The organism is Mycobacterium celatum (assembly GCF_002101595.1).
Lineage (GTDB): Bacteria > Actinomycetota > Actinomycetes > Mycobacteriales > Mycobacteriaceae > Mycobacterium > Mycobacterium celatum.
In genome coordinates this window covers 143,283-163,160 of the sequence record NZ_LQOM01000046.1, presented here as the reverse complement: position 1 = coordinate 163,160, position 19,878 = coordinate 143,283, and the positions used below count along the sequence as shown (strand labels likewise).

The following is a 19,878-nucleotide window of genomic DNA, read 5'->3' as shown; positions in this document are numbered from 1 at the left end:
GTCCCCTCCGCGAGGTTACGGCGCGACGGTCGCACCACCGACGTACGCTCTCGTTGTTTCGTCTGAGGAGGGGGCCATGCCGTTGTTCAGGAAGCGTCGGCCCGCGGCGACGACGCCCGGGTGGGGTTACGAGGCGCCGCCGCTCGAACAGATGCGTGACGAGCCTGCTTCGGGCGTCATGCCGCACGCCGGGCTTACGCCCCAGGATGTCCGCAGCGTGGTGTTCAGCAAGCCGCCCATCGGCAAACGCGGCTACAACGAAGACGAGGTCGACGCATTTCTCGACCGCATCGAGGAAGCGCTACGAAATCCGCGGGCAACCACCCTGAGACCTGAAGATGTCCGCAGCGTGGCATTCAACAAGCCGCCTCTCGGTAAGCGCGGTTACAACGAAGACGAGGTCGACGCATTTCTGGACCGCGTCGAGCAGCAACTGCAACAGCGACGGTGAACGCGATCAGTGCAGCGTCGGCGCGTACCGCAGTACAGCGCCCACGCCGTCGGCGGGCGCGATGCGTTCGTCGGTGCGGACCAGCGACGCCCCGACGGAAACCGCGAACAGGGGCAGCGCCTCGTCGGCCCGCAGCGTGCGATCGGCCGCGGCGCCCTGCTCGGAGAGCACGTTCGCGTTGGGTGCGACGGTCGTCAGGTCCTGGTCGGCAACCACCGTTTCGTCCCCGATGTCGCCGATGATCAGCGTTTCCACCGCGCCCTGACGCAGCGCCGAGCACACCGGCCCGAGCCCTTCGGCGGCCAGACCGGACCCCCGGCCGATCTCGGCCGTGAAACGCTGGGCGGCGTCATCGAGGACCGCCAGGCGGCGCTTGAGCAGCTCCTTCTCGATCGCCTGCTGCACCTCGTCGAAGTCGTGGCCGCTGTGGCGCGCGCCAACCCCCAACGGCACTGCCAGCGCCTTGACCCGGTCGGCCAACGTCGTCAGCAGATCCGAACGGGACCGCACCTCGCCGACCACGAAAACGACGTCGGCGCCGGCGTCGTCCACCAACTCGGCGACGCGATCGGCGACCGCGCGCAGGTTCTTGCGGGCCGCTTCGTCGGTGCGCAGCTGCGGGTCGCCGTAGCCGCCGGTTTCGGCCCCCGACGCCTTGTGCACGGGATGGCCGCCGCCGGCAACGGTTTCCGAGCTGAGCGTGCCTTCGACGTGCACGGTGATGTCGGCGCCGGTGTGGTCGACGGCCACCAACACGTAGGACGGGTTGTCGAAGCCGTGCTCGACGATCGGCACGATGTAGGGCAGTTCCGAGACCCGGACCACCGGGGCGGCGGTGGGGCGCAGCAGATGCTCGTTGAGCACGACGCCGTCGGCGCCGGCGACTATGCCGCGCCCGCTGCGGCCGATCGGCGGACGCAGATCCATCACGGCGCGTTCGATGTCGGCTGTCACCGCGTCGCTGACCCCGTGCTCGGCGAGCTGATCGCGGATCCCACGCCACTTCAGCTCGAGCTGGGTCTCGGCGTCCTGGGTGTCGTGGGTGTCCTCGAAGTAGACCGATGCGAACGGCCCTTTGGTGGTCAGCAGCGGGCGGAAGCGTTCCGAATCCATGCCTGTTTGGGTTGCCCGCGGGCCGCGCGGACAAACGGCCTCACTCGGTGTGTTCGAAGAACCGCCAATCGCCGTCGATGTTGACTTCCATCCGCCAGCCGAGCTCGCCTTTATCGGCCTTCTGGTCGACGAACCAGGCGTGCGCGTCGTCGGCGCTGGCGATGTCTTTGGTGGCGACGACCTCGCCGTGCGGGTTGATCACTCGGTAGTTGGACATAACCGAGTGTTCCCAATAGCGGGGGCCGTTATTCGCCGGTGAACTGCGGCGGGCGTTTGGCGAACGTCGCCGAGATGCCCTCGGACAGGTCCTTGGACGGCAGGAACGCCGCATTCCATGCCGCGACATAGCGCAGGCTCGCCGACACCGCCGAAATACGTTGCTGGTCAAGGACATCCTTGATGCCGTGCACAGTCAGCGGTGGGTTGGCGGCGATCTCGGCGGCGGTGGCGTGCGCGGCGGCCAGCGTGGCGTCGGCGTCGTCGAACACGTCGTTGACCAAGCCGATCTTCTCCGCACGCGCGGCGTCGATGTCCTTACCGGTCAGCGCCAGCTCCCGCAGATGGCCGTCGTTCAAGATCAACGGCAGTCGGGCCAGGCTGCCGACGTCGGCCACGATCGCCAATTTGACTTCGCGGACCGAGAACTTGGCGTCCGCGCTGGCGTAGCGGATGTCCACCGCCGAGATCAGGTCGACGCCGCCGCCGATGCACCAGCCGTGCACCGAGGCGATGGTGGGGGTGCGGCAGTCGGCCACGGCACTGATCGCCTTCTGCATGCGCAGCACCGTTTGGTGGAAGTCGGCCCGCGGCCGCGCCGACGCGCCCTCGGTCATGACCCCGGCCAGCGACCCGCCCATGGCCGGCAGGTCCAGGCCGTAGCTGAAGTTGCGGCCCGACCCGGTGAGCACAATGGCGCGCACATCGCGGTCGGCGTCGAGTTCGGCGAACAGCTCGGGCATCTCCGACCAGAACGCCGGGCCCATCGCGTTGCCCTTGCCCGGTCCGATCAGCGTGACCTGCGCGACGTGGTCTTTGGTTTCGACTGTGACGGATTCGTACGGCTGGCCCATGGGCAGACCGTACCGTGGACGTCATGCCTTCCGACCTGCGGCCCGGCCCCGACTCACCGCCTACCGACGAGCTCACCAGCGCAGAAGCCACGCTCGGCGTCTTGCAGCGCGTCCTGCATCCGATCGCCCGCGACGATTTGGCCAAACCCACCCCGTGTTCGGAATTCGACGTCTCGAAGATGACCGATCATCTGCTGAACTCCATCACCGTGCTCGGCGGCGCGGCCGGCGCGGAGTTCCCCGACCGCGACCCCGGCGACTCGGTAGAGCGGCAGGTGATCGGCGCGGCGCGGCCGGCGCTGGACGCCTGGCACCGCCGCGGACTGGACGGCACCATCACAATCGGCTCCAACGAGCTGCCGGCCAAGGTGGCCGCCGGGATCCTGTCGATCGAATTCCTCGTCCACGCTTGGGATTACGCGAAGGCGACCGGCCACCCCATTGATGTCGCCGACTCGGTTGCCGAGTATGTGCTGGGCCTCGCCAAGAAGAACATCACGCCGCAAGGTCGTTCGGTGGTCGGGTTCGACGACCCCGTCGACGTCGCCGACAACGCGCCGCCCCTCGACCGCCTGATCGCCTTCACCGGCCGCTCGCCTTATCGTTGACTCTGCGCTGACCAGGCAAGCTACTCGAACTTTCGCGTGGTAGCCGCAGAGTCAACGCGGACCGCTACACGCGCTCCAGATAGAAGTAGAAGTACCGGCCGCCATCGACGACGCCCTTGCCGTTCATGATGCCCATCACGGCGTTGTCGTCGATTTTCTTGAAGTGGTCATGCACGGGCTGACCGTCGTACACCATCGTCGCGGTGACCTCGCCGCGGAACTCCTCGAGCCACAGGCTGGCCTCGCCCTTGCCCATCTTGACGTTGGAGAACCGGTTGCCGTCGTCGTCGAGACACACCAGCGGCTGCACGTCGGTAGCCGAGTTGAAGGTCTTGCCGAACCAGCGGGACTTCTCGAGTTGGCCGTTCATCCGGTGGCCGGTGACGAATTCGCCGCCCTTCCACTCGCCGAGCATGCCGTCGATGGTGGCCGGCGGCAGGCTGGCCCAGTAGTCGTCGAGCTCCGCGTCGGCGATGGTGCCGGTGCGCTCCTTGAATTCGGTGAACTTTTTGCGCGCCAACTCGTCACTCATCAAATCCATCCTTTCGCGAACCGCAATAACGCGTCATTCTCCTCCGGCGCACCGATCGTGACCCGCACACCGTCGTCGGCGAACGGTCGCACCACGATTCGCGCGTCGGCGGCCTGTTGCACGAAATCCCGCGTGCGTTCGCCCAGCGGTAGCCAGACGAAGTTGGCCTGCGACGGCGGCAGCGTGAAACCGGCGTCGCGCAAAGCTTGAGAAACCCGCTCACGTTCGGCGACAACCGCGTCCGTGCGCGCGAGCAGCTCGTCGGCGGCGTCCAGCGACGCGATCGCCGCCGCTTGCGAGACGTTGGTCAACGTGAACGGCACCACGACCTTGTCCAGTGCCGCGATCACCTCCGGGTCACCGACCGCATAACCCACCCGCAACCCCGCGAGCCCATAGGCCTTCGAAAACGTGCGCAGCACAACAACATTCGGATACGCGCGGACCAGCCTCAGGCTGTCGGGCAGCATGCCGTCGCGGATGTACTCCACATAGGCCTCGTCGATCGCGATCAAAACGTCCGAGGGCACCGCCTCGACGAACCGGGTCAGCGCATCGGGGTCGACGACCGTGGACGTGGGGTTGTTCGGGTTGCACACGAAGACCAGCCGCGTACGGTCGGTGACCGCGGCGAGCATGGCGTACAGGTCGTACGTCTCGTCGCGCAGCGGGACCTCGACGGGAGTGGCGCCGGCTACCCGCACCTGCAGCGGATACATCCCGAAGCTGCGCCACCCGTAGAGCACCTCGTCGCCGACCGACGCCGTGGCCTGGATGAGCCGTTGGCACAGTGCCACCGAACCGCAGCCGACGGTGACCTGCTCGGGCGCAAAGTCCCCCAGATGCTGCGCCAGCCGTAACCGAAGCTCGACGTTGTGGTTGTCGGGATAGCGGTTGACGTCGCCGACGGCCTCGGCGATGGCCGCGCGCACGCTGGGCAGCGGCTCGTGCACCGTCTCGTTGCTGGCCAGCTTGATGGTGCCCGGGATGGTCTTGCCCTCGACGTAGGGCGCCACCTCGGCCAGCTCAGGACGCAGGCGGGCGGGCATTTAGACAGCATATGTGGGGGCTGTGTACGCTGTGCTCCGCGGCGGTTCCGGGGCCCGAGCCGGGTCCGGTACCCTCAGAAATCCAAGGAGGCGTGCCAGAGCGGCCGAATGGGACTCACTGCTAATGAGTTGTCCTCTTACCGGGGACCGGAGGTTCAAATCCTCTCGCCTCCGCCACCGTGGCGATCGCGAGCGCGGCGTAAGCCGGGCGAAGCGGGGCGCCACAAGGTACGAGACAAGTGAACACAGGCGCCCGTAGCTCAACGGATAGAGCATCTGACTACGGATCAGAAGGTTGGGAGTTCGAATCTCTTCGGGCGCGCTCAGTTACCCAGTTGTTGTATCGCCAGCGCAACTAGTCGCGGAAATCATCGCTTCCGCATACCGAGTGGAACCCCAGTCCCTTGGATGTGCGTCTAGCCACAACATTCGGTGGGCGGTCCCGAAGGCAAATATGTGGCGTTTTCTCCTACAGCTACCGCCGACGCTTCCCGGGAAGATTGATCTCGCGCGTAACCAATGGCAGCGGTTGACGTACGGCTATCACTCGTCGCCCAACATATTGCCCCTGACCTGTCAACAAATTTGTCTAGCACGATGCACTAGATAGTGTCTAGCGCGCTAGACTATGTCGTGGTCAAAGAAGAGCCCACCCGGTCAGTCACCAAACGACTTCGGAAAGCTGGATTCCGCCGCACCGACGCAGAAGGCAGCCACGAAGACCGCCGCGCTGCTGAATTGGCAAGCGTGCGTGCTCAACAAGAAGCAGCTGACTACGCCAATGCCTTAGCGAAAGCCGGCGTTCCGGTTCGTGATACGGCCGAGTTGTTACATGTTTCGCCACAACGAGTCAGCCAACTCGCGCGTTCAGCCCGCCGCTGACCTACCCAGTGTTCTCGACCGTTTCCCGCGGCCACACCGACATATCAGACCGTACGTTTAACGTAAAGCCGAGCGGAAGTGGGGAATCCGGCCCTCGTGACCAACACCTTTCGGAGGTCACGCCCGAGTGGGCGACCGCCGACGCTCTGCCGCAGTCGCTTCGGCTGATCTTCGCATGACGCGAACTTCCGGTTGCCCCACCGCCGGATCTGAACCCAGGCCAATCCGCATGACCGGCGAGCTGACCTTTCAAGTTATGGCCGGCAGCCCCCGGGTAGCACGGATTGCGACCTCGCAATGACGTCCAACCGCCAACGACTAGACGCTTATCAGTCCGCACGTGAATCGTCTTGTGGCGCAACGAATTGATCGGTGAGCTGGCCGGAGTCGAAGTAGTCACGCCATGCGGTGATCTTGCCGTCGTGTACCTCGAAGACGCCCACCACCGGCAACGCAATCGTTCGCTCGCTGCCGACAAAGTGATCGACTCGTTCGAGCATCACGACCGCAACCTCCGCGACGATGTGACGGATATCGACTGTCACATGGCCACCCATCGCCATGAAGCCCGCCACTGTCGCCGCAATTGCGTCCCGCCCCTGGACGGGATCCATCGGGATGTTGTGATAGACCGCGTCGTCGCTGAAGAAGGACGCAACCTGAGCCGCATCCCTGGTCGCCCAGGCCGACGCGAACACGGCCATGAACTCCTGGATCGTTTCGGTAGGAGTTGTCATCCGTTACCCAGCAATTCCAACATCACGTGGCTGGCGATTTTCGCCCCGAACGGGATCGCAGCAAGGTCGACGACGTAGTCGGGGCTGTGCGGCGAGTAGGGGAACAGCTTGCCGGCCGCTAACGCGTTGGCGTACACCTGCGGATCGGCGACGCCGAGGAACAGGTAGCACAGCGGCACGTCGGTGTGCGGGCCCTTGAGCAGGTGGCAGTCCTCGGAGGCGGTCACCGGCGGCATGTTCGTCAGCACGTTCGCGGATCCAATCGCACCGCCCAGCGTCGACGCCACACGCGAGGCGAGCCCGTCGTCGTTGACCAGCGGAGGCGAACCGCCCTTCACCGTGACCGTCGGCAGCTGGTCCTCGGGCATCCCGTAGCTGCGGGCAATCCCTTCGCTGACCGCCTTCACCCCGGTGAGCAGTTGTTCGCGGACGTGCGGGTTGAACCACCGCAGGTTGGCCTGCAGCAGCGCGTGATCGGGGATGACGTTGTGCGACGAGCCGGCCTGCACCGAACCGACCGTCAGTACCGCGGTCTCCTGCGGCGGGATCATCCGGCTGACGATGGTCTGGAACTGCACCACGGCCAGGGCGGCCATCAGCACCGGGTCCTTGGCCAGCTGCGGCATCGAGCCGTGACCGCCGACGCCCTTGAACATGATGTCGACCTGATCGGTGCCGGCCATCCTGGGACCGCCCGAGGCGGCCAGCATGCCGACCGGTACCGGAGCGGTGTGCATGCCGATCAGGCAATCCGGCTTGGGCACCACGTCGTAGAGCCGGTCGTCGACCATCGCCTGTGCGCCGCCGATCAGTTCCTCGGCGGGCTGGCCGATCAACACCGCGGTGCCCGACCAGGCGTCGGTCGTCGCCGTCAAGACCCGGGCCATCCCCAGCATCCAGGCGACGTGCGCGTCGTGGCCGCACACGTGCGCGACGGGTGACTCGGTGCCGCCGCGCCTGACCCGCACCGTGCTGGCGTAGTCCAGCCCGGTGGCTTCCTCGACGGGAAGGGCGTCCATGTCGGCGCGGTACATGACGGTCGGCCCGGAGCCGTTGCGCAGGATTGCCGCGACGCCGGTGCCGCCGATGCCGGTCGTCACCGCGAAACCCAGCTCGGTCAGCGCTTGCGCGACGATTCCCGCGGTGCGGGTCTCGGCGAAACCGAGTTCGGGGTGACGGTGGATGTCCTTGAACACCTCGACCAGGCGCGCCGTGTCGGCATCCACGAGGGTGTCGATGAGCTGCTGCGGCATTCTAGGCCTCCCCAGACAGGCTAAACGTCATGTCGACCGTGGTTCCCGACGACGTGCAAGCCATCTCGAGCCAGTCGGTGACCGCCCGGATCAGCAGTAGTCCCCGACCACGGTTACCCGGGTCGGCGGGCGCAGGCTTCCACGAACCGGTATCGACGATCCGCACCCGCACTTGCGCACCGTCGCAGTGGGCTTCGACGCGAACCTTGCCCGGTTCATGCCCCCGGTAGGCGTGCTCGATGCTGTTGGCGCACGCCTCGTTGACCGCCAGCACGACGTCGGCACACAAATCCTCCGGGACCGCGGCTTCCCGCGCCCAGGCGATCAGCCGATGCCGGATATCTGCCAATTCGACTGCGGCTGCATCGCTTTCGATGCTCAGCGGCCGATAGGGCCTGCGGTAGACCACGATCGCCACGTCGTCGTCGTATCCGTCGGGCGGTGCCATCTCGGCAAGCGCTGCGTCCGCGACGGCATCGGCCGACAGCGTCATCCCGTTGGCCACTACCTCGGCGACGCGCGCGATCCCGTCGTCGATCGATGCGTCGCGCCGCTCGACCAGGCCATCGGTGTAGAGCATCAACGTGGACCCGGGTGCCACCGTCACGGATGCCTGTCGGCGAGGACCCCTGCCGTGCACCGCAATTGGCACCGACTGCGCATCGGAGAGCAGGGTTGGCTCGCGCCGCGGTGCCACCAGGACCGCCGGCAGATGCCCGGCGCTGCTGTAGCGCAACTCGCCGGATTCGGTGTCGAGGATCGCCAGAAACACCGTGGTGCAGAAGGCATCCGGAATGAACTCGGCTGCGACGTCGAGTTGTTCGAGTAGCATCCCGGGTTCGGCGCCGGTCAACAGCAGTGCACGCGCCGAGCTGCGAAGCTGACCCATCACCGCCGCGGCGGATAGACTGCGGCCGACGCAGTCGCCGACGATGATGCCGATCTGATGTTCGCCGACCGGCAGCACCTCATACCAGTCGCCGCCGATCTCCAGCGGCGGCACGGCGGGTTCGTAGCGTACCGCGAAACCCGCCGGTGGATCGGTGGAGGGCAGCATGGCGCGCTGCAATGTCAGCGACGTCTCGCGGGCGTTCTCGAACTGGCGGACGTGCTGGATGGCCAGGCTCAGGTGACCGACCAGCATGGTGACCAGGAGCCGATCTTCGGCGCTGATCCGCCGCGGTGTCCCCAACTCCAGCCACAGGGCGACGTCTGCAGTTCCGGAGAGCACCGCCACGATTCCGCGGGACTGCCCCGGTGTGTCCGCCCATTCCACCGTCTGCACGGTGAGCGGCAACTGGCGCCGCGCATCCTCAAATGTTTGCCGCAGCAACGGATCCAGCTCGCGCCAGGTTGCCGCGTCGGGTTTCCCCGCCACCAGTACGGTCGGGTCGGCGCCGTTGGTGGCCCACAGTGCGGCGACCACTCGCGAAACGCCGATCACCGTTCGGCACTCGTCGAGCGTGATCGCCAGCACCTCGGCCACGCTTTTGGCCACACCCACGGCGGTGGCCAGGCGCAGCACCGCGTTTTCCCGTGCCGCAAAAGCCCGTTCGGCGGTGATGTCACGAATCGTCCCCACGTATGCGACGCCTTCGGCGCCCTGGGCTGTGCTGATGTTCACCGCCACCCACACGAGGTGGCCGTCGCGGTTGCGAATCGGCGTCTCGTATTGGACCTGGCTTTCCTCCGAGGTGAGCCGGGATTGTTGCAGTGCAGCGGTTTTCTTGTCGACCAGCCACGGGTGCGGCCACGGGTAGGGCACGCCGTCGGCCGGGTAGCCGGTGATCTTGGCGAAAGCCTCGTTGACCTCGATGACCGCGCCGTTGTCGTCGGCGACGAAGAAGCCCTCCTGCAACGAATTGACCAGCGCGCTGCGGAACTCGTCGCGGTCGGCGAGGTCATCCGCGCGCGCCCGCTGCTCCTCGTAACGCCTTGTGCCGTCTAGGAATCCGCGCGTTGCCACATCGAGCGGGGCGAGTGTCTGCAGCAGGAACTCCAGCGCCGCCGACGGGTCGAAGCCGGGTTCGGCCGCAAGGTCGCCCGTCAGCAGGACGTGCTTTTCGATGATGTCGAGCATGCTGATCTGTTCTTGCAGCGCGCGCCGCCCGAGTTCGTGGCCCACGGCGAGGCTGGCTTCGCCGCGCGCCTGCAGATAGGTACGCAGCGCGGCGGCGTACCGGGCGTGAAATTCCTCGGCGCGCCTCATCCTGTCGTGCCTCGATGACGGGCGGCGAGCACCAGCGCGTCATCGGTCTGCTTGCCGTGCCGGCTGAGGATCTGCTCGGCGATCACGGTGCTGGGCGCGGCGAAGTCGATGTCGGCCAAGTGGTCTTCGGCGATTCCGTCGCTGGCGATGACGAGCAGGTCACCGGGACGGATCGGCACTTCCTGCGGCGTTATCCCTTCGGGTAGCCGGTATCCGACAATGCCGCCGATGAGACGCGCGGACGACCGCACTTCGACGCCACCTGGATGTTTGGCGACGAGGTCGGCGCTGACGTTGCCGATTCCGATCCACCGCAGCGTGTCGGTTGCGCCGAAGTCGATGCGCGCCAACGTCATCGCGGCACCCCTGGTGCCCGACAGCGCGCGGTGGCAGTGTTGGACCAGTACCTCGAGCGGCTTCGCGCGGGCTTCGTCCAGCACCATCACCCCGCACAGCGCCGCCGTCGCGGCGTCCGCACCATGGCCGAGCCCGTCCAGCACTCCGATCAGCGCGGCGGTGCCGTCGACGGCGACCGCGATCGCACGGTCGCCGCACACCTGCTCGCCCGCTCGCGGGCGCACCGCGGTCGCCCATTCCAGCGGCCCGAGCCGGCCGTTCTCATTCATCGGGCGGAATCCATTTCCACATCTCGACATTCGTCCCGCGGCCGGGTGTGGACTCCACGATCAGCCGGTCCATCAGGCGGCGTGCGCCGGGCAGACCCATACCGAGCCCACGACCCGTCGAAAACCCGTCCTCCATAGCTCTTTCCACGTTGGCGATGCCCGGCCCGTCGTCTTCGGCGCGCACCACCAGCGCCTTGCGTCCCTCCCGGTCTTGCACGCTGACCCGGACCTCGCCGCGCCCGGCGTAGCTGGTGATGTTGCGGGCGATCTCGGAGATGGCGGTGGCGATCATGGTCACGTCGGTCAGCGAGAAACCCAGGTCGCGGGCCAACTGATGCCCTGCCTGTCGCGCGGCAACGATGTCGTCCGAGTTGACGATGTCGACTCGCAGGTCGACGCCGACGTTATCCGCCACTCTCACGTCCGATCGACTTTCGCAGGGCCAGTTGTCGATTCAGCAGCGCGAGGCCCTCCTCCAGGTCGAGCGCCGTATACATGTCGTCGAACGCCAGCCCGAGCTGGACCATCGCGAACGCCACTTCGGGCTGCAGGCCCACAATCACGGTGTCCGCGCCACGCAGCCGGGTCATGTGCGCGATCGTGCGCAGCGACCGGGCGGCGAAGGAATCCATCACGTCGATGGCGGTGACGTCGACGATGATGCCCTGGGCGCGGAACCGGCTGACCCGTTCCATCAGATCCTGACGGAGCCGTTCGGTGTCGGAGTCGGTGAGCGCGGCTTGCACGGTCGCGATGAGAATCGCGCCCTGCTTCAGGATGGGTACTGGCATGGGGCGCTCGTAATGGCGGTGCTCACCCGCTCTGCTCGCCGGTGCGGGTGACTTCGTAACCCAGCAGCCGCTCGGCCTCTTCGATTCCCCCCTGCAGGTCGCCGACCGCGTTCATCTTCGAAAGATCCAGTCCGATTGTCACCAGGGTCAGCGCGATCTCCGACGACAGGCCGGTGATGATCACGCTGGCGCCCATCAATCCCGACGCGTCGACGGTTTGCACCAGGTGGTTCGCGACGGTCGAGTCGATGGTGGGCACACCGGTGATGTCGATGACCACCACCTTGGCCCGGTTGGCCCGGATCGCCCGCAGCAGCTGTTCGGTGACCTGACGGGCGCGCTGGCTGTCGAGGATGCCGATGATCGGCAGGATCAGCAGCTGCTCGCGCACCTGCAGCACCGGCGTGGACAGCTCTCGGATGGCCTCCTGCTGTTGGCGGATGATGCGCTCGCGTTCCTGGACGAAGCTGACGGCAACGGTGTTGGCAATGCGGTTGGCGGCCGGCTCGTAGGCGTCGAGTACCCGGTTGAGCATCTTGAAGTCGGACTGGTACTTCTCGAACAGCGAGCGGGCGAGCACGTCGCGCAACAGCAACACGATGCCGACCACCTCGTCGGTCTCCACGCCCCGCGGGATGATGCGTTCGGACAGGTCGCGCGCGTAGGCCTGCAGGGCCTCGACGCTTCCGGTCTCGAGCACCTCGACGTAGTTGTCGTAGACGGCGGTGGCCTCGGAGAAAATCTCCTCCGGCGTCATCGCGGTGAGCAACTGCGCCTCGGTGATCCGCTGGGCCCATTCCTCACGCAACGCGGTGCGGTTCTGCCGCAGGTGCTGGACAAGCTGCGGCAGCAAACCCTCGGTGGAGACGCCCATTGGTTGGCTGACAGCGGTGGTGCTCGCTAAGCCCGTCGACGGATCCGACATCGAACCTCCCGGCTCCTGCCTGCACCCCCCGGCGGTGGCCCGCACATGCTTTGCCCAGCGTAACCGACCGCTAAGCGGCAGTGGTTGAAGTATCATTTCTGGCAGTCTGCGAGAGCGGGTTTGGGTCGGCACCACAGCTCGTATTGCAGCTCAGCGCCGGACGAAGGATGGCCGTTGTCAGCTCCGGATCCGATCAGTACCTCAGTCGAGCATCTCGACGGCGTCGCGGTGCTGACTGTGGGCGGCGAGATCGATTTGAGCACCGCCCCGGCGTTCGAGGCGGCAATCGACGAAGCGCTCGCCGGAGAGCCGGCGGTCCTGGTCGTCGAACTGTCCGCGACGGAGTTCTTGGCGTCCGCCGGTGTTCGGATCCTGGCAGCCGCCCGCGAAAAGCTCGGCGACGCGGGCCAGCTCGCAATCGTGGCGGACAGCCCGGTGACCAGGCGGCCTATCGATTTGCTGGGTCTCGACAAGACCGTGTCGCTGTACCCGACGCTCGAGGACGCCCTGAGGGCGCTGCGGACGAGCACCGAGTAGCGCTAGGGCGAGCGCAGCACCTGCCGGGCGATGGCGTACTTGTGCACTTCGGTCGGGCCGTCGTAGAGCCGGAACGCGCGCATGTCGGAGAAGATCATGCCAACCGGCGTCTCGTCGGAGATGCCGATGCCGCCGAGGATCTGCACACAGCGGTCGGCGACTTTGAACAACTCTTCGGACACGTAGGCCTTGACCATGGAGCTTTCGTGCCGGCCTTTCGCGCCGTTGTCCAGCGCCCAGCACGCCCACCAGATAGCCAGCCGGCATTGCTGCAGGGCGATCTCGTTGTCGGCGATCATGAAGCTCACGCCCTGGTGTTCACCGATGGGTTTGCCGAACGCGGTGCGGGTGCGGGCGTGGTGCAGCGCGATCGACTGTGCCCGCGAGGCGGCGCCCAGCCAGCGCATGCAATGGGTCAACCGCGCCGGGGCCAGCCGCAGTTGCGCGTAGCGCAGCGCCTGCCCCACCTCGCCGAGCACCGCCGACGCCGGCAGCCGCAGGTCGGTGAAGCGCACCACGCCATGGCCTTCGACGTAGTTGCGGTCCATCGTCGACATCACCCGCTCGAGCTCGATGCCGGCCGTTCGGCCGTCGCACACAAACAGCGTCGGCCCGTCGGCGCCGTGCGGGTTCGGCGCGACGCGGGCCATGATGATCCACGTCCGTGCACCCTGAGCCCCCGTGATCAACCATTTGCGGCCGTTGATGACGTAGTCGGTGCCGTCGAAGTGTGCCTCGGTGGCCAGCTGGTTGGGATCTGAGCCGGCGCCGTCGGGTTCGGTCATCGCGAACACCGACCGCTGCCTACCGTCGATCACCGGCAGCAGAAACTCGTCGACCTGCTGCTGGTTGGCCACCTTGGCGAGCAGGTACATGTTGCCTTCGTCGGGTGCGGCGCAGTTGAGCGCCACCGGTCCCAGCGTCGACCAGCCAGCCGCCTCGAACAGCACCGCTTGTTCGCGGTGCGACGGCTCCCGGCCGCCAAATCGCTTGGGCGCCTGGAAGGTCAGCAGCCCCGCGGCGCGGGCCAACTCCACCAGCTCGGCGCGCAACTCGTCGTCGGGACCGTGCCGAGTCAGACGCGGATCGGTCTCGTACGGAACGATCTGTTCGGTGACGAAGGTGCGGATCTCGTCGCGCAGCGCCGCTAGCTCTGCCGGGATGTCGAAGTCGATCAATTCATGAGCTCCAGCGCCTGCTCGAACAGCTTCACCGTGGCGGCGTGCAGGTGGTCGCCGACTTCCTTGGGCGCCTTGCCCGCACAGGCCCGCGCCAGCGTGCCCTCGATGACGATGCCGAGCTTGAAGCAGGCCAGCACGGTGTACCAGGTGATGTGTGACAGGTCGCGGGTGGTGTTGGCCGCATAACGCTCGATGAGGTCGTCGGGGCCGGCCAATCCGCCCATCTCGGTGAGGCTGTGGCCGAACACGCTGGTCCCGTCGGATTGCCGCCAGGTGGCCAGCATCCAGCCCAGATCCAGCAGCGGGTCGCCGATCGTGGACATCTCCCAGTCGACGATCGCGACGACGTCCGGGCCGGTGCGGGAGAACATCACGTTGGCGGCGTGGTAGTCGCCGTGCATGATGCCCGGCTGCCACCGCGTCGGCCGGTTTTCGTCGAGCCACTTGGCGACGTCGTCGACGCCGGGTATGTCCGGGCCGGGATAGTTCTCGAATTGGTTGTAGGACTCCAGTTCCGAAAGCCACCGTGGCACTTGGCGTTCCAGGAACCCCTCCGGCTTTCCGAAGTCGGCCAGCCCGACGGCCACATGGTCGACCGCGCCCAGCTTGGCCAGCGCGTCGGCCATCGACAGCCCCATGCCGAAGCGCACGCTGGCGTCGCTGGCATGCAGTGCAGGTAGCTCCTCGCCGGCGTTGAACCCGTCGACGGGCTCCATCAGGTAGAACACCGCATCGCCGAGCACCGACGTGTCGTCGCAGGTGGCGATCAGATGGGGATGCGGCACGTCGGTGTCAGCCAGGGCGGCCAGCACCCGGGTCTCCCGCAGAATCACCGTGTTGCTGCGGGGACGCAGGTGTCGCGGTCCGCGTCGTAGCACGTACTCCCGGCCGGAACGGGTGAACCGCAGCATGATGTTCTGTGTTCCGCCGCTGATCTCGCAAACATCCTCCAGCGGGCCCTCGTCCAGGCCCTGCCGCGACATCCATTCCGCGACCGCTTCCAGGTTCTCCACGGTGGAAAAGCTACCGTCTGCGAGGATCGGGCTATGACGCCACCAGTGATCGAGCGTTGGCTGCAGATCATCGAGAACGGCCGTGTCGACGAGCTGGACAGTCTGCTGGCCGACGATGCCGTGTTCTACTCACCGGCGGTCTTCGCCCCCCAGGGGGGCAGGCAGAAGACGGCGACCTACTTGCGAGCAGCGGCAAAAGTGTTTGGCGACACGGATTTTCACTAAATCGAGCAGTGGTATCAGGAGCGGTCCGCCATCCTCGAGTTCGCCGCGACCATCGACGGTGTCTACGTCAACGGAATCGACATGATCCACTGGAATGACGACGGGCAGATCGTGTCGTTCAAGGTCATGCTGCGCCCGCTCAAGGCACTACAGACGATCATTCCGGCGATGGCACAACTGTTGGGCCAGTGACGGATCGTCCGGCCCGACTGAGCGACGTCCACGAGACCGCCGCCGGAATGCCGTTCGCGCGGCGCATCGAAGGGCCGAAGGGTAACCCGATCTACCAGGTCGGCGGCAAGTCGTTCGTGTTCTTCCGCACCCCGCAGCCTGACGCCGCCGACCCCGACACCGGCGAGCGGTACGCCGACGTGATCATGATCTGGGTGGAGTCGGAGAGCGATAAATTGGCGTTGGTGCAGGACCCGGATTCGCCGTTTTTCACCACGGACCGCTTCGACGGCCACCCGTCGGTGTTGGTGCGGGCCAGCCGGTTGGCCGACGTCAGCAGAACCGAGCTGGCCGAGCTCATCCAGGACGCATGGCTGTCGCGGGCGTCGAAGCGTCGCGCAGCCGAGTGGCTGTCCGCTCACCGTCCAGACGGCTGCGATTGAGAGGTAATGGCGATGCCGAGAACCGACGACGACTCCTGGGACATCACCGAGAGCGTGGGGTCGACCGCGCTCGGTGTCGCTGCGGCCCGTGCCGCGGAAACCGCCGCCGCCGACCCGCTCGTCCGGGACCCGTTTGCCCAGCTGTTCGTGAACGCGGCGGGGCGCGGAATGTGGAGCCTGTTCACCGATCCCGCCCTTCGCGCTCAACTGATCGAACGTGATCCCGAGCTGCGCAGCCGGATGCAGGTCATGGTCGACTTCATGGCCGTGCGGACGGCGTTCTTCGACGAATTCTTTCTCGAAGCCGCGAAATCCGGCGTTCGGCAGATCGTGATTCTCGCAGCCGGTTTAGATGCGCGCGCCTGGCGGTTGCCGTGGCCGGACAAGACCACGGTGTATGAGCTCGACCAGCCGAGTGTCCTCGAATTCAAGTCGGCGACATTACGCCAGCACGGCGCGCGCCCGACGTCGCAGCCGGTGAACGTTCCGGTCGACCTGCGGCAGGACTGGCCAACAGCCTTGCAGGAAGCGGGTTTTGATCCATCGCGGCCGACTGCCTGGTCGGCTGAGGGGCTGATCCGCTACCTGCCGGCGTGGGCCCAGGATCTGCTCTTCGAGCGCATTCATGCGCACAGCGCGGCGGGCAGTTGGCTGGCCGTCAATGCACCTGCCCAGAATTTCCTCAACCCGGATCTCCTGGCCCGCCAGCGTGAACAGGCGCAACGCTTCCAAGCCGCGGCTGCCGAACTGCTCCGGACCGAGCTCCCCGACACCGACGACCTCTGGTACCGCGAGGAGCGAACAGACATCACCGATTGGCTGCACGAGCATGGCTGGCAGGCTGCATCAACTGGCATGGCTGCGATGCTGGCTCGTTATGGTCGTGATATTCCCGCTGAAGACGTAATGCCGCCAACGGTTTTCATCTCCGCACAGCGGTCAGGGTGACCGTGGTGTGTTTTGAAGCGCCGGAACGCGGGTAGGGCTGGCCGATGACTCCCACCACACCCGATCCGACACCAGAACGCGGCACCCCGCCAGAACCGCCCGAGCGGCTGACTCCGGCGGAGCCGCCGGAGCGGCTGACACCCGACGAACCGCCCGAGCGGTTGACACCCGCCGAGCCGCCGGAGAAGTAAATCCGGCGCAAATCGCCACCTGCCGCACAACATTTTCGCCTACCCTTGAAGGCAGAAAACTAAAAAACGACCTGCTGATGCCCTGCCACCAGCGCGTGTTTGGAAATTCCAACGCTGGGTAGACAGTGCACCAGAATTTGTGCCCGGACCAATGGAGGTCACTATGCGGTACGGCGGAATTATCAGCGTCATTGTGCTGATTTGGCTGATCATCGGGGCGATCGCCGTCTGGCAGCGCGGCTACTTCGAGAGTGAGGCAAAAACCTGTGCCTCCGTTGGCAACATCGCGCTGACGGTGATCGCGGGGCCATTGAACTACGCAGGCGTAAACCCGAAAGTCAGTTGTCATTTGCCGGAGCCCAGTTCGATGCCGGCGATCAACATCGAACACCTTGTTGGAATGGAGACATCATGATCGTCCTCGGAATCATTCTTCTGGTCCTCGGATATTTTTTGGCGGTCCCGGTTTTAGAGGTGCTCGGCATCATCCTGCTGGTGATCGGCGCGGTCTTCTGGATCATGGGCAGCGTCGGCCGCCCGGTCGCCGGCCGGCGATACTGGTACTGACCAGCGCCTGAACCGCTCACAGCGCGCGCATAGGATCGGCACAGCATCGACTCAGTTCGCTGCGCATACTAGGGAGTTGTGAGCCAACCCAGTGGCGATCACCGGCGCGGCGACGTGACCGTCGAACGCGTCGTGATGCGTCGTGCCGACGGCAATCCGATCAACGTGCTGGTGGTCGACGACGAGGCCGTCCTCGCCGAAATGGTGTCGATGGCGCTGCGTTACGAAGGCTGGAACATTTCCACCGCCGGGGACGGGGCCTCGGCGCTGGCGGTCGCCCGAAAGCAGCGGCCGGACGTCGTCGTCCTCGACGTGATGCTGCCCGACATGAGCGGGCTGGACGTGTTACGCAAACTGCGCGAACACAATCCGCATCTGCCTGTGCTGCTGCTCACCGCCAAGGACGCGGTGGAAGACCGCATCGCCGGGTTGACCGCCGGCGGCGACGACTACGTCACCAAACCGTTCAGCCTGGAAGAGGTGGTGTTGCGACTGCGGGCGCTGCTACGGCGCACCGGGGTGACGACGGTGGACAGCGGCGCGCAAATCGTCGTCGGCGACTTGGTGCTCGACGAGGACAGCCACGAGGTCACCCGCGCCGGCGAACCGATCTCGTTGACCTCCACCGAGTTCGAGCTGCTGCGGTTCATGATGCGCAACGCTAAGCGGGTGTTGAGCAAAGCGCAGATCCTGGACCGGGTGTGGAGTTACGACTTCGGTGGTCGGTCCAACATCGTCGAGCTGTACATCTCGTACCTGCGGAAGAAGATCGACAACGGGCGCGAGCCCATGATCCATACGCTGCGCGGCGCCGGCTATGTCCTCAAGCCGGCCCGTTAGCGCGCGGCGCACCTGGTCGCTTCGGGTTCGTCTGCTGGTCGGCCAGGTCATCGTATTGACCATCGCCTGCCTGGGAATCGGTGCGGTGACCGAGCTCGCGTTGTACCGGTACCTGGTCGGCCAGCTCGACGTGCAAGTGCACGACGCGTCGCATCGTTCGGTACGCATGTTCGGTGAACCACCGCCACCGCCGGTGCCGTGGCACCATCACCGCGCTCCCAGGCCGGGGCCGGGACCCGAATTCCTTGACGCGCCGGGCCAACCGGTCGGCATGGTGGCCGCAGTGGTCAGTGGCGGCCGGGCCGTCGACGCCGGATACCTGACCACCACCGGCTCGCGAGCCGCGTTGTCGGACAAGGCCAAAGCCCAACTGGACGCGGTCGTACCGAACCGCACACCGGTGACCCGCGACCTCGACGGCCTCGGCCGCTACCGCGTGATTGCCGCCCCTGCACGGCACGGCGGCGACGTGATTGTCACCGGGCTGTCGATGTCCAACGTGGACGCCACCATGATCCGGGTGCTGCTGATCTTCGGAGTGGTCACCGTGGTCGCCCTGGCCGCGGCGACCACTGCGGGCATCGTGATCATCCGGCGCGCCCTGGCCCCGCTGCGGCGCGTCTCGCAAACCGCGAGCAAAGTCGTCGACCTGCCACTGGACCGCGGTGAGGTGGCGCTGCCCGTGCGCGTGCCCGAACCCGACGCAAACCCGCACACCGAGGTCGGCCAGCTCGGGTCGGCGGTGAACCGGATGCTCGACCACATCGCCACCGCGCTGTCCACCCGACAGGCCAGCGAGACCAGGGTCCGCCAGTTCGTCGCCGACGCCAGCCACGAGCTACGCACCCCGCTGGCCGCGATCCGCGGTTATACCGAACTGGCGCAACGGGTTTCCCAAAAAGAGGGAGACAAGGATGCGGTTGCGCACGCGATGAGCCGTGTGCAGTCCGAGACCGAGCGAATGACCCGCCTCGTCGAGGACCTTCTGCTGCTGGCCAGGCTGGATTCTGGGCGGCCGCTGGAACGCGAACCGGTGGACCTGTCGCGCGTCGCGCTCGATGCGGTCAGCGATGCCCACGTCGCCGGGCCCGATCACCAGTGGGAGCTCGACCTGCCCGACAAGCCGGTGATGGTCACCGGTGACGCGGCCCGGCTGCATCAGGTGTTGACGAACCTGCTCACCAACGCCCGCATCCATACCGGCCCGGGAACCATTGTGACGACGGGGCTGAGCATCGACACAACGCATGCGGTGCTGACGGTGAGTGACAACGGCCCCGGAATTCCCGAACCGTTGCAGTCGGAGGTATTCGAGCGGTTCGCCCGCGGCGACACCTCCCGCTCCCGCAAGGGCGGCAGCACCGGGCTGGGCCTGGCGATCGTCTCGGCGGTGGTCAAGGCGCACGACGGCAGCATCGATGTGCACAGTGCGCCGGGCCACACGCAGTTCACGGTGCGGTTGCCGCTCACAGCCGAGGCATAGCCGCTACCCACTGCAACCCCACACCCGTCGCCG

At 66.3% G+C, this 19,878-nt stretch carries 24 protein-coding genes, 2 tRNA genes and 3 pseudogenes; 15 read left to right on the top strand and 14 right to left on the bottom strand.

Annotated elements, in window-relative coordinates; translation table 11 throughout:
- Positions 1–178: 178 nt before the first annotated feature.
- Positions 179–304 (top strand): annotated as a pseudogene (locus AWB95_RS23370) (DivIVA domain-containing protein); the annotation flags it as partial.
- A gap of 21 nt (positions 305–325) precedes the next feature.
- Positions 326–436 (top strand): annotated as a pseudogene (locus tag AWB95_RS23365) (DivIVA domain-containing protein); the annotation flags it as partial.
- Between the two features lie 21 nt (positions 437–457).
- On the opposite strand, the gene AWB95_RS20060 reads toward AWB95_RS23365, so the two are convergent.
- Genes AWB95_RS20060 through AWB95_RS20055 form a run of 3 tightly spaced genes read right to left on the bottom strand, consistent with a single transcriptional unit; the run spans position 458 to position 2,634 of the window.
- Positions 458–1,564, bottom strand: coding sequence for an Rv2629 family ribosome hibernation factor (locus AWB95_RS20060; RefSeq protein WP_062540664.1), 1,107 nt, complete (start codon positions 1,562–1,564; stop codon positions 458–460).
- Positions 1,565–1,604: 40 nt separating this feature from the next.
- Entirely contained in the window at positions 1,605–1,781 is a 177-nt protein-coding gene (locus tag AWB95_RS23360) for a hypothetical protein (protein ID WP_099539661.1), read from the bottom strand.
- Between the two features lie 28 nt (positions 1,782–1,809).
- Positions 1,810–2,634: a crotonase/enoyl-CoA hydratase family protein gene (locus AWB95_RS20055; protein WP_062540665.1), complete on the bottom strand. Its 825-nt coding sequence runs from the start codon at positions 2,632–2,634 to the stop codon at positions 1,810–1,812.
- Positions 2,635–2,657: 23 nt separating this feature from the next.
- Between AWB95_RS20055 and AWB95_RS20050 the strand changes: the two genes are divergently transcribed.
- Positions 2,658–3,242, top strand: coding sequence for a TIGR03086 family metal-binding protein (locus AWB95_RS20050; RefSeq protein ID WP_062540688.1), 585 nt, complete (start codon positions 2,658–2,660; stop codon positions 3,240–3,242).
- A gap of 64 nt (positions 3,243–3,306) precedes the next feature.
- Here AWB95_RS20050 and AWB95_RS20045 read toward each other — a convergent pair whose 3' ends face one another.
- Both AWB95_RS20045 and hisC read right to left on the bottom strand, forming a co-directional pair.
- Positions 3,307–3,774, bottom strand: coding sequence for a DUF4334 domain-containing protein (locus AWB95_RS20045; protein ID WP_062540666.1), 468 nt, complete (start codon positions 3,772–3,774; stop codon positions 3,307–3,309).
- A complete protein-coding gene (hisC, locus tag AWB95_RS20040; protein ID WP_062540667.1) occupies positions 3,774–4,823 on the bottom strand; it encodes a histidinol-phosphate transaminase in 1,050 nt (349 codons plus the stop codon). The genes AWB95_RS20045 and hisC overlap by 1 nt, the downstream gene beginning before the upstream one ends.
- Positions 4,824–4,909: 86 nt before the next feature.
- Between hisC and AWB95_RS20035 the strand changes: the two genes are divergently transcribed.
- The 3 genes from AWB95_RS20035 (at position 4,910) to AWB95_RS23115 (ending at position 5,705) form a co-directional block, all read left to right on the top strand.
- Positions 4,910–5,000, top strand: a tRNA-Ser gene (locus tag AWB95_RS20035).
- Between the two features lie 72 nt (positions 5,001–5,072).
- Positions 5,073–5,145 (top strand) — tRNA-Arg (locus AWB95_RS20030).
- 311 nt (positions 5,146–5,456) lie between these two features.
- Positions 5,457–5,705 (top strand): hypothetical protein, encoded by a 249-nt coding sequence (locus AWB95_RS23115; RefSeq protein WP_139818525.1) that lies wholly within the window; start codon positions 5,457–5,459, stop codon positions 5,703–5,705.
- Between the two features lie 329 nt (positions 5,706–6,034).
- On the opposite strand, the gene AWB95_RS20025 is transcribed toward AWB95_RS23115, so the two are convergent.
- From AWB95_RS20025 to AWB95_RS19995, 7 genes are read right to left on the bottom strand one after another with little or no spacing between them, the layout of a single operon-like run.
- Positions 6,035–6,442 (bottom strand): SgcJ/EcaC family oxidoreductase, encoded by a 408-nt coding sequence (locus AWB95_RS20025; RefSeq protein ID WP_084707187.1) that lies wholly within the window; start codon positions 6,440–6,442, stop codon positions 6,035–6,037.
- Entirely contained in the window at positions 6,439–7,695 is a 1,257-nt protein-coding gene (locus tag AWB95_RS20020; RefSeq protein ID WP_062540668.1) for an amidohydrolase, read from the bottom strand. The genes AWB95_RS20025 and AWB95_RS20020 overlap by 4 nt, the downstream gene beginning before the upstream one ends.
- Position 7,696: 1 nt before the next feature.
- A complete protein-coding gene (locus AWB95_RS20015; RefSeq protein WP_062540669.1) occupies positions 7,697–9,904 on the bottom strand; it encodes a SpoIIE family protein phosphatase in 2,208 nt (735 codons plus the stop codon).
- Entirely contained in the window at positions 9,901–10,530 is a 630-nt protein-coding gene (locus AWB95_RS20010; protein ID WP_062540670.1) for a SpoIIE family protein phosphatase, read from the bottom strand. Before AWB95_RS20010 ends, AWB95_RS20015 begins: the two co-directional genes overlap by 4 nt.
- Positions 10,523–10,945 carry an anti-sigma regulatory factor gene (locus AWB95_RS20005; protein WP_062540671.1) on the bottom strand — a complete coding sequence of 141 codons (423 nt, stop codon included), beginning with the start codon at positions 10,943–10,945 and terminating at the stop codon, positions 10,523–10,525. The genes AWB95_RS20010 and AWB95_RS20005 overlap by 8 nt, the downstream gene beginning before the upstream one ends.
- Positions 10,935–11,321 (bottom strand): STAS domain-containing protein, encoded by a 387-nt coding sequence (locus AWB95_RS20000; RefSeq protein WP_062540672.1) that lies wholly within the window; start codon positions 11,319–11,321, stop codon positions 10,935–10,937. Before AWB95_RS20000 ends, AWB95_RS20005 begins: the two co-directional genes overlap by 11 nt.
- Positions 11,322–11,343: 22 nt before the next feature.
- Positions 11,344–12,246 (bottom strand): STAS domain-containing protein, encoded by a 903-nt coding sequence (locus AWB95_RS19995; RefSeq protein ID WP_062540673.1) that lies wholly within the window; start codon positions 12,244–12,246, stop codon positions 11,344–11,346.
- Between the two features lie 174 nt (positions 12,247–12,420).
- On the opposite strand from AWB95_RS19995, the gene AWB95_RS19990 reads away from it, so the two are divergent.
- Positions 12,421–12,783 (top strand): STAS domain-containing protein, encoded by a 363-nt coding sequence (locus AWB95_RS19990; RefSeq protein WP_062540674.1) that lies wholly within the window; start codon positions 12,421–12,423, stop codon positions 12,781–12,783.
- 2 nt (positions 12,784–12,785) lie between these two features.
- On the opposite strand, the gene AWB95_RS19985 is transcribed toward AWB95_RS19990, so the two are convergent.
- Positions 12,786–13,961 (bottom strand): acyl-CoA dehydrogenase family protein, encoded by a 1,176-nt coding sequence (locus AWB95_RS19985; protein WP_062540675.1) that lies wholly within the window; start codon positions 13,959–13,961, stop codon positions 12,786–12,788.
- On the bottom strand, positions 13,958–14,947 hold the full coding sequence (locus AWB95_RS19980) for a phosphotransferase family protein (protein WP_062540690.1): 990 nt from the start codon (positions 14,945–14,947) through the stop codon (positions 13,958–13,960). The genes AWB95_RS19985 and AWB95_RS19980 overlap by 4 nt, the downstream gene beginning before the upstream one ends.
- A 63-nt stretch (positions 14,948–15,010) precedes the next feature.
- Between AWB95_RS19980 and AWB95_RS19975 the strand changes: the two are divergent.
- The 8 genes and pseudogenes from AWB95_RS19975 to AWB95_RS19950 all read left to right on the top strand — a co-directional run bounded on the left by AWB95_RS19975 (position 15,011) and on the right by AWB95_RS19950 (position 19,845).
- A pseudogene (locus AWB95_RS19975) lies at positions 15,011–15,394 on the top strand (nuclear transport factor 2 family protein).
- Positions 15,391–15,816, top strand: a complete 426-nt coding sequence (locus AWB95_RS19970) for an MmcQ/YjbR family DNA-binding protein (protein WP_062540676.1) — start codon at positions 15,391–15,393, stop codon at positions 15,814–15,816. The pseudogene AWB95_RS19975 and the gene AWB95_RS19970 overlap by 4 nt, the downstream one beginning before the upstream one ends.
- 12 nt (positions 15,817–15,828) lie before the next feature.
- On the top strand, positions 15,829–16,764 hold the full coding sequence (locus AWB95_RS19965; RefSeq protein WP_062540691.1) for a class I SAM-dependent methyltransferase: 936 nt from the start codon (positions 15,829–15,831) through the stop codon (positions 16,762–16,764).
- 44 nt (positions 16,765–16,808) lie between these two features.
- Entirely contained in the window at positions 16,809–16,955 is a 147-nt protein-coding gene (locus tag AWB95_RS23355) for a hypothetical protein (RefSeq protein WP_169714713.1), read from the top strand.
- A gap of 151 nt (positions 16,956–17,106) precedes the next feature.
- Positions 17,107–17,370 (top strand): hypothetical protein, encoded by a 264-nt coding sequence (locus AWB95_RS19960; protein WP_062540677.1) that lies wholly within the window; start codon positions 17,107–17,109, stop codon positions 17,368–17,370.
- Positions 17,367–17,522: a DUF6131 family protein gene (locus AWB95_RS23110; RefSeq protein ID WP_099539658.1), complete on the top strand. Its 156-nt coding sequence runs from the start codon at positions 17,367–17,369 to the stop codon at positions 17,520–17,522. Before AWB95_RS19960 ends, AWB95_RS23110 begins: the two co-directional genes overlap by 4 nt.
- 135 nt (positions 17,523–17,657) lie before the next feature.
- Positions 17,658–18,362, top strand: a complete 705-nt coding sequence (locus AWB95_RS19955) for a response regulator transcription factor (protein WP_062540692.1) — start codon at positions 17,658–17,660, stop codon at positions 18,360–18,362.
- On the top strand, positions 18,340–19,845 hold the full coding sequence (locus AWB95_RS19950; protein WP_062540678.1) for a sensor histidine kinase: 1,506 nt from the start codon (positions 18,340–18,342) through the stop codon (positions 19,843–19,845). Before AWB95_RS19955 ends, AWB95_RS19950 begins: the two co-directional genes overlap by 23 nt.
- The last annotated feature ends 33 nt before the right edge of the window (positions 19,846–19,878 follow it).

Coding starts and splice junctions, on each gene's coding strand:
- AWB95_RS20060 (WP_062540664.1), bottom strand. CDS start 1,564: ATGGATTCGGAACGCTTCCGCCCGCTGCTGACCACCAAAGGGCCGTTC.
- AWB95_RS23360 (WP_099539661.1), bottom strand. CDS start 1,781: ATGTCCAACTACCGAGTGATCAACCCGCACGGCGAGGTCGTCGCCACC.
- AWB95_RS20055 (WP_062540665.1), bottom strand. CDS start 2,634: ATGGGCCAGCCGTACGAATCCGTCACAGTCGAAACCAAAGACCACGTC.
- AWB95_RS20050 (WP_062540688.1), top strand. CDS start 2,658: ATGCCTTCCGACCTGCGGCCCGGCCCCGACTCACCGCCTACCGACGAG.
- AWB95_RS20045 (WP_062540666.1), bottom strand. CDS start 3,774: ATGAGTGACGAGTTGGCGCGCAAAAAGTTCACCGAATTCAAGGAGCGC.
- hisC (WP_062540667.1), bottom strand. CDS start 4,823: ATGCCCGCCCGCCTGCGTCCTGAGCTGGCCGAGGTGGCGCCCTACGTC.
- AWB95_RS20025 (WP_084707187.1), bottom strand. CDS start 6,442: ATGACAACTCCTACCGAAACGATCCAGGAGTTCATGGCCGTGTTCGCG.
- AWB95_RS20020 (WP_062540668.1), bottom strand. CDS start 7,695: ATGCCGCAGCAGCTCATCGACACCCTCGTGGATGCCGACACGGCGCGC.
- AWB95_RS20015 (WP_062540669.1), bottom strand. CDS start 9,904: ATGAGGCGCGCCGAGGAATTTCACGCCCGGTACGCCGCCGCGCTGCGT.
- AWB95_RS20010 (WP_062540670.1), bottom strand. CDS start 10,530: ATGAATGAGAACGGCCGGCTCGGGCCGCTGGAATGGGCGACCGCGGTG.
- AWB95_RS20000 (WP_062540672.1), bottom strand. CDS start 11,321: ATGCCAGTACCCATCCTGAAGCAGGGCGCGATTCTCATCGCGACCGTG.
- AWB95_RS19995 (WP_062540673.1), bottom strand. CDS start 12,246: ATGTCGGATCCGTCGACGGGCTTAGCGAGCACCACCGCTGTCAGCCAA.
- AWB95_RS19980 (WP_062540690.1), bottom strand. CDS start 14,947: ATGTCGCGGCAGGGCCTGGACGAGGGCCCGCTGGAGGATGTTTGCGAG.
- AWB95_RS19965 (WP_062540691.1), top strand. CDS start 15,829: ATGCCGAGAACCGACGACGACTCCTGGGACATCACCGAGAGCGTGGGG.
- AWB95_RS23355 (WP_169714713.1), top strand. CDS start 16,809: ATGACTCCCACCACACCCGATCCGACACCAGAACGCGGCACCCCGCCA.
- AWB95_RS19960 (WP_062540677.1), top strand. CDS start 17,107: ATGGAGGTCACTATGCGGTACGGCGGAATTATCAGCGTCATTGTGCTG.
- AWB95_RS23110 (WP_099539658.1), top strand. CDS start 17,367: ATGATCGTCCTCGGAATCATTCTTCTGGTCCTCGGATATTTTTTGGCG.
- AWB95_RS19955 (WP_062540692.1), top strand. CDS start 17,658: ATGCGTCGTGCCGACGGCAATCCGATCAACGTGCTGGTGGTCGACGAC.
- AWB95_RS19950 (WP_062540678.1), top strand. CDS start 18,340: ATGTCCTCAAGCCGGCCCGTTAGCGCGCGGCGCACCTGGTCGCTTCGG.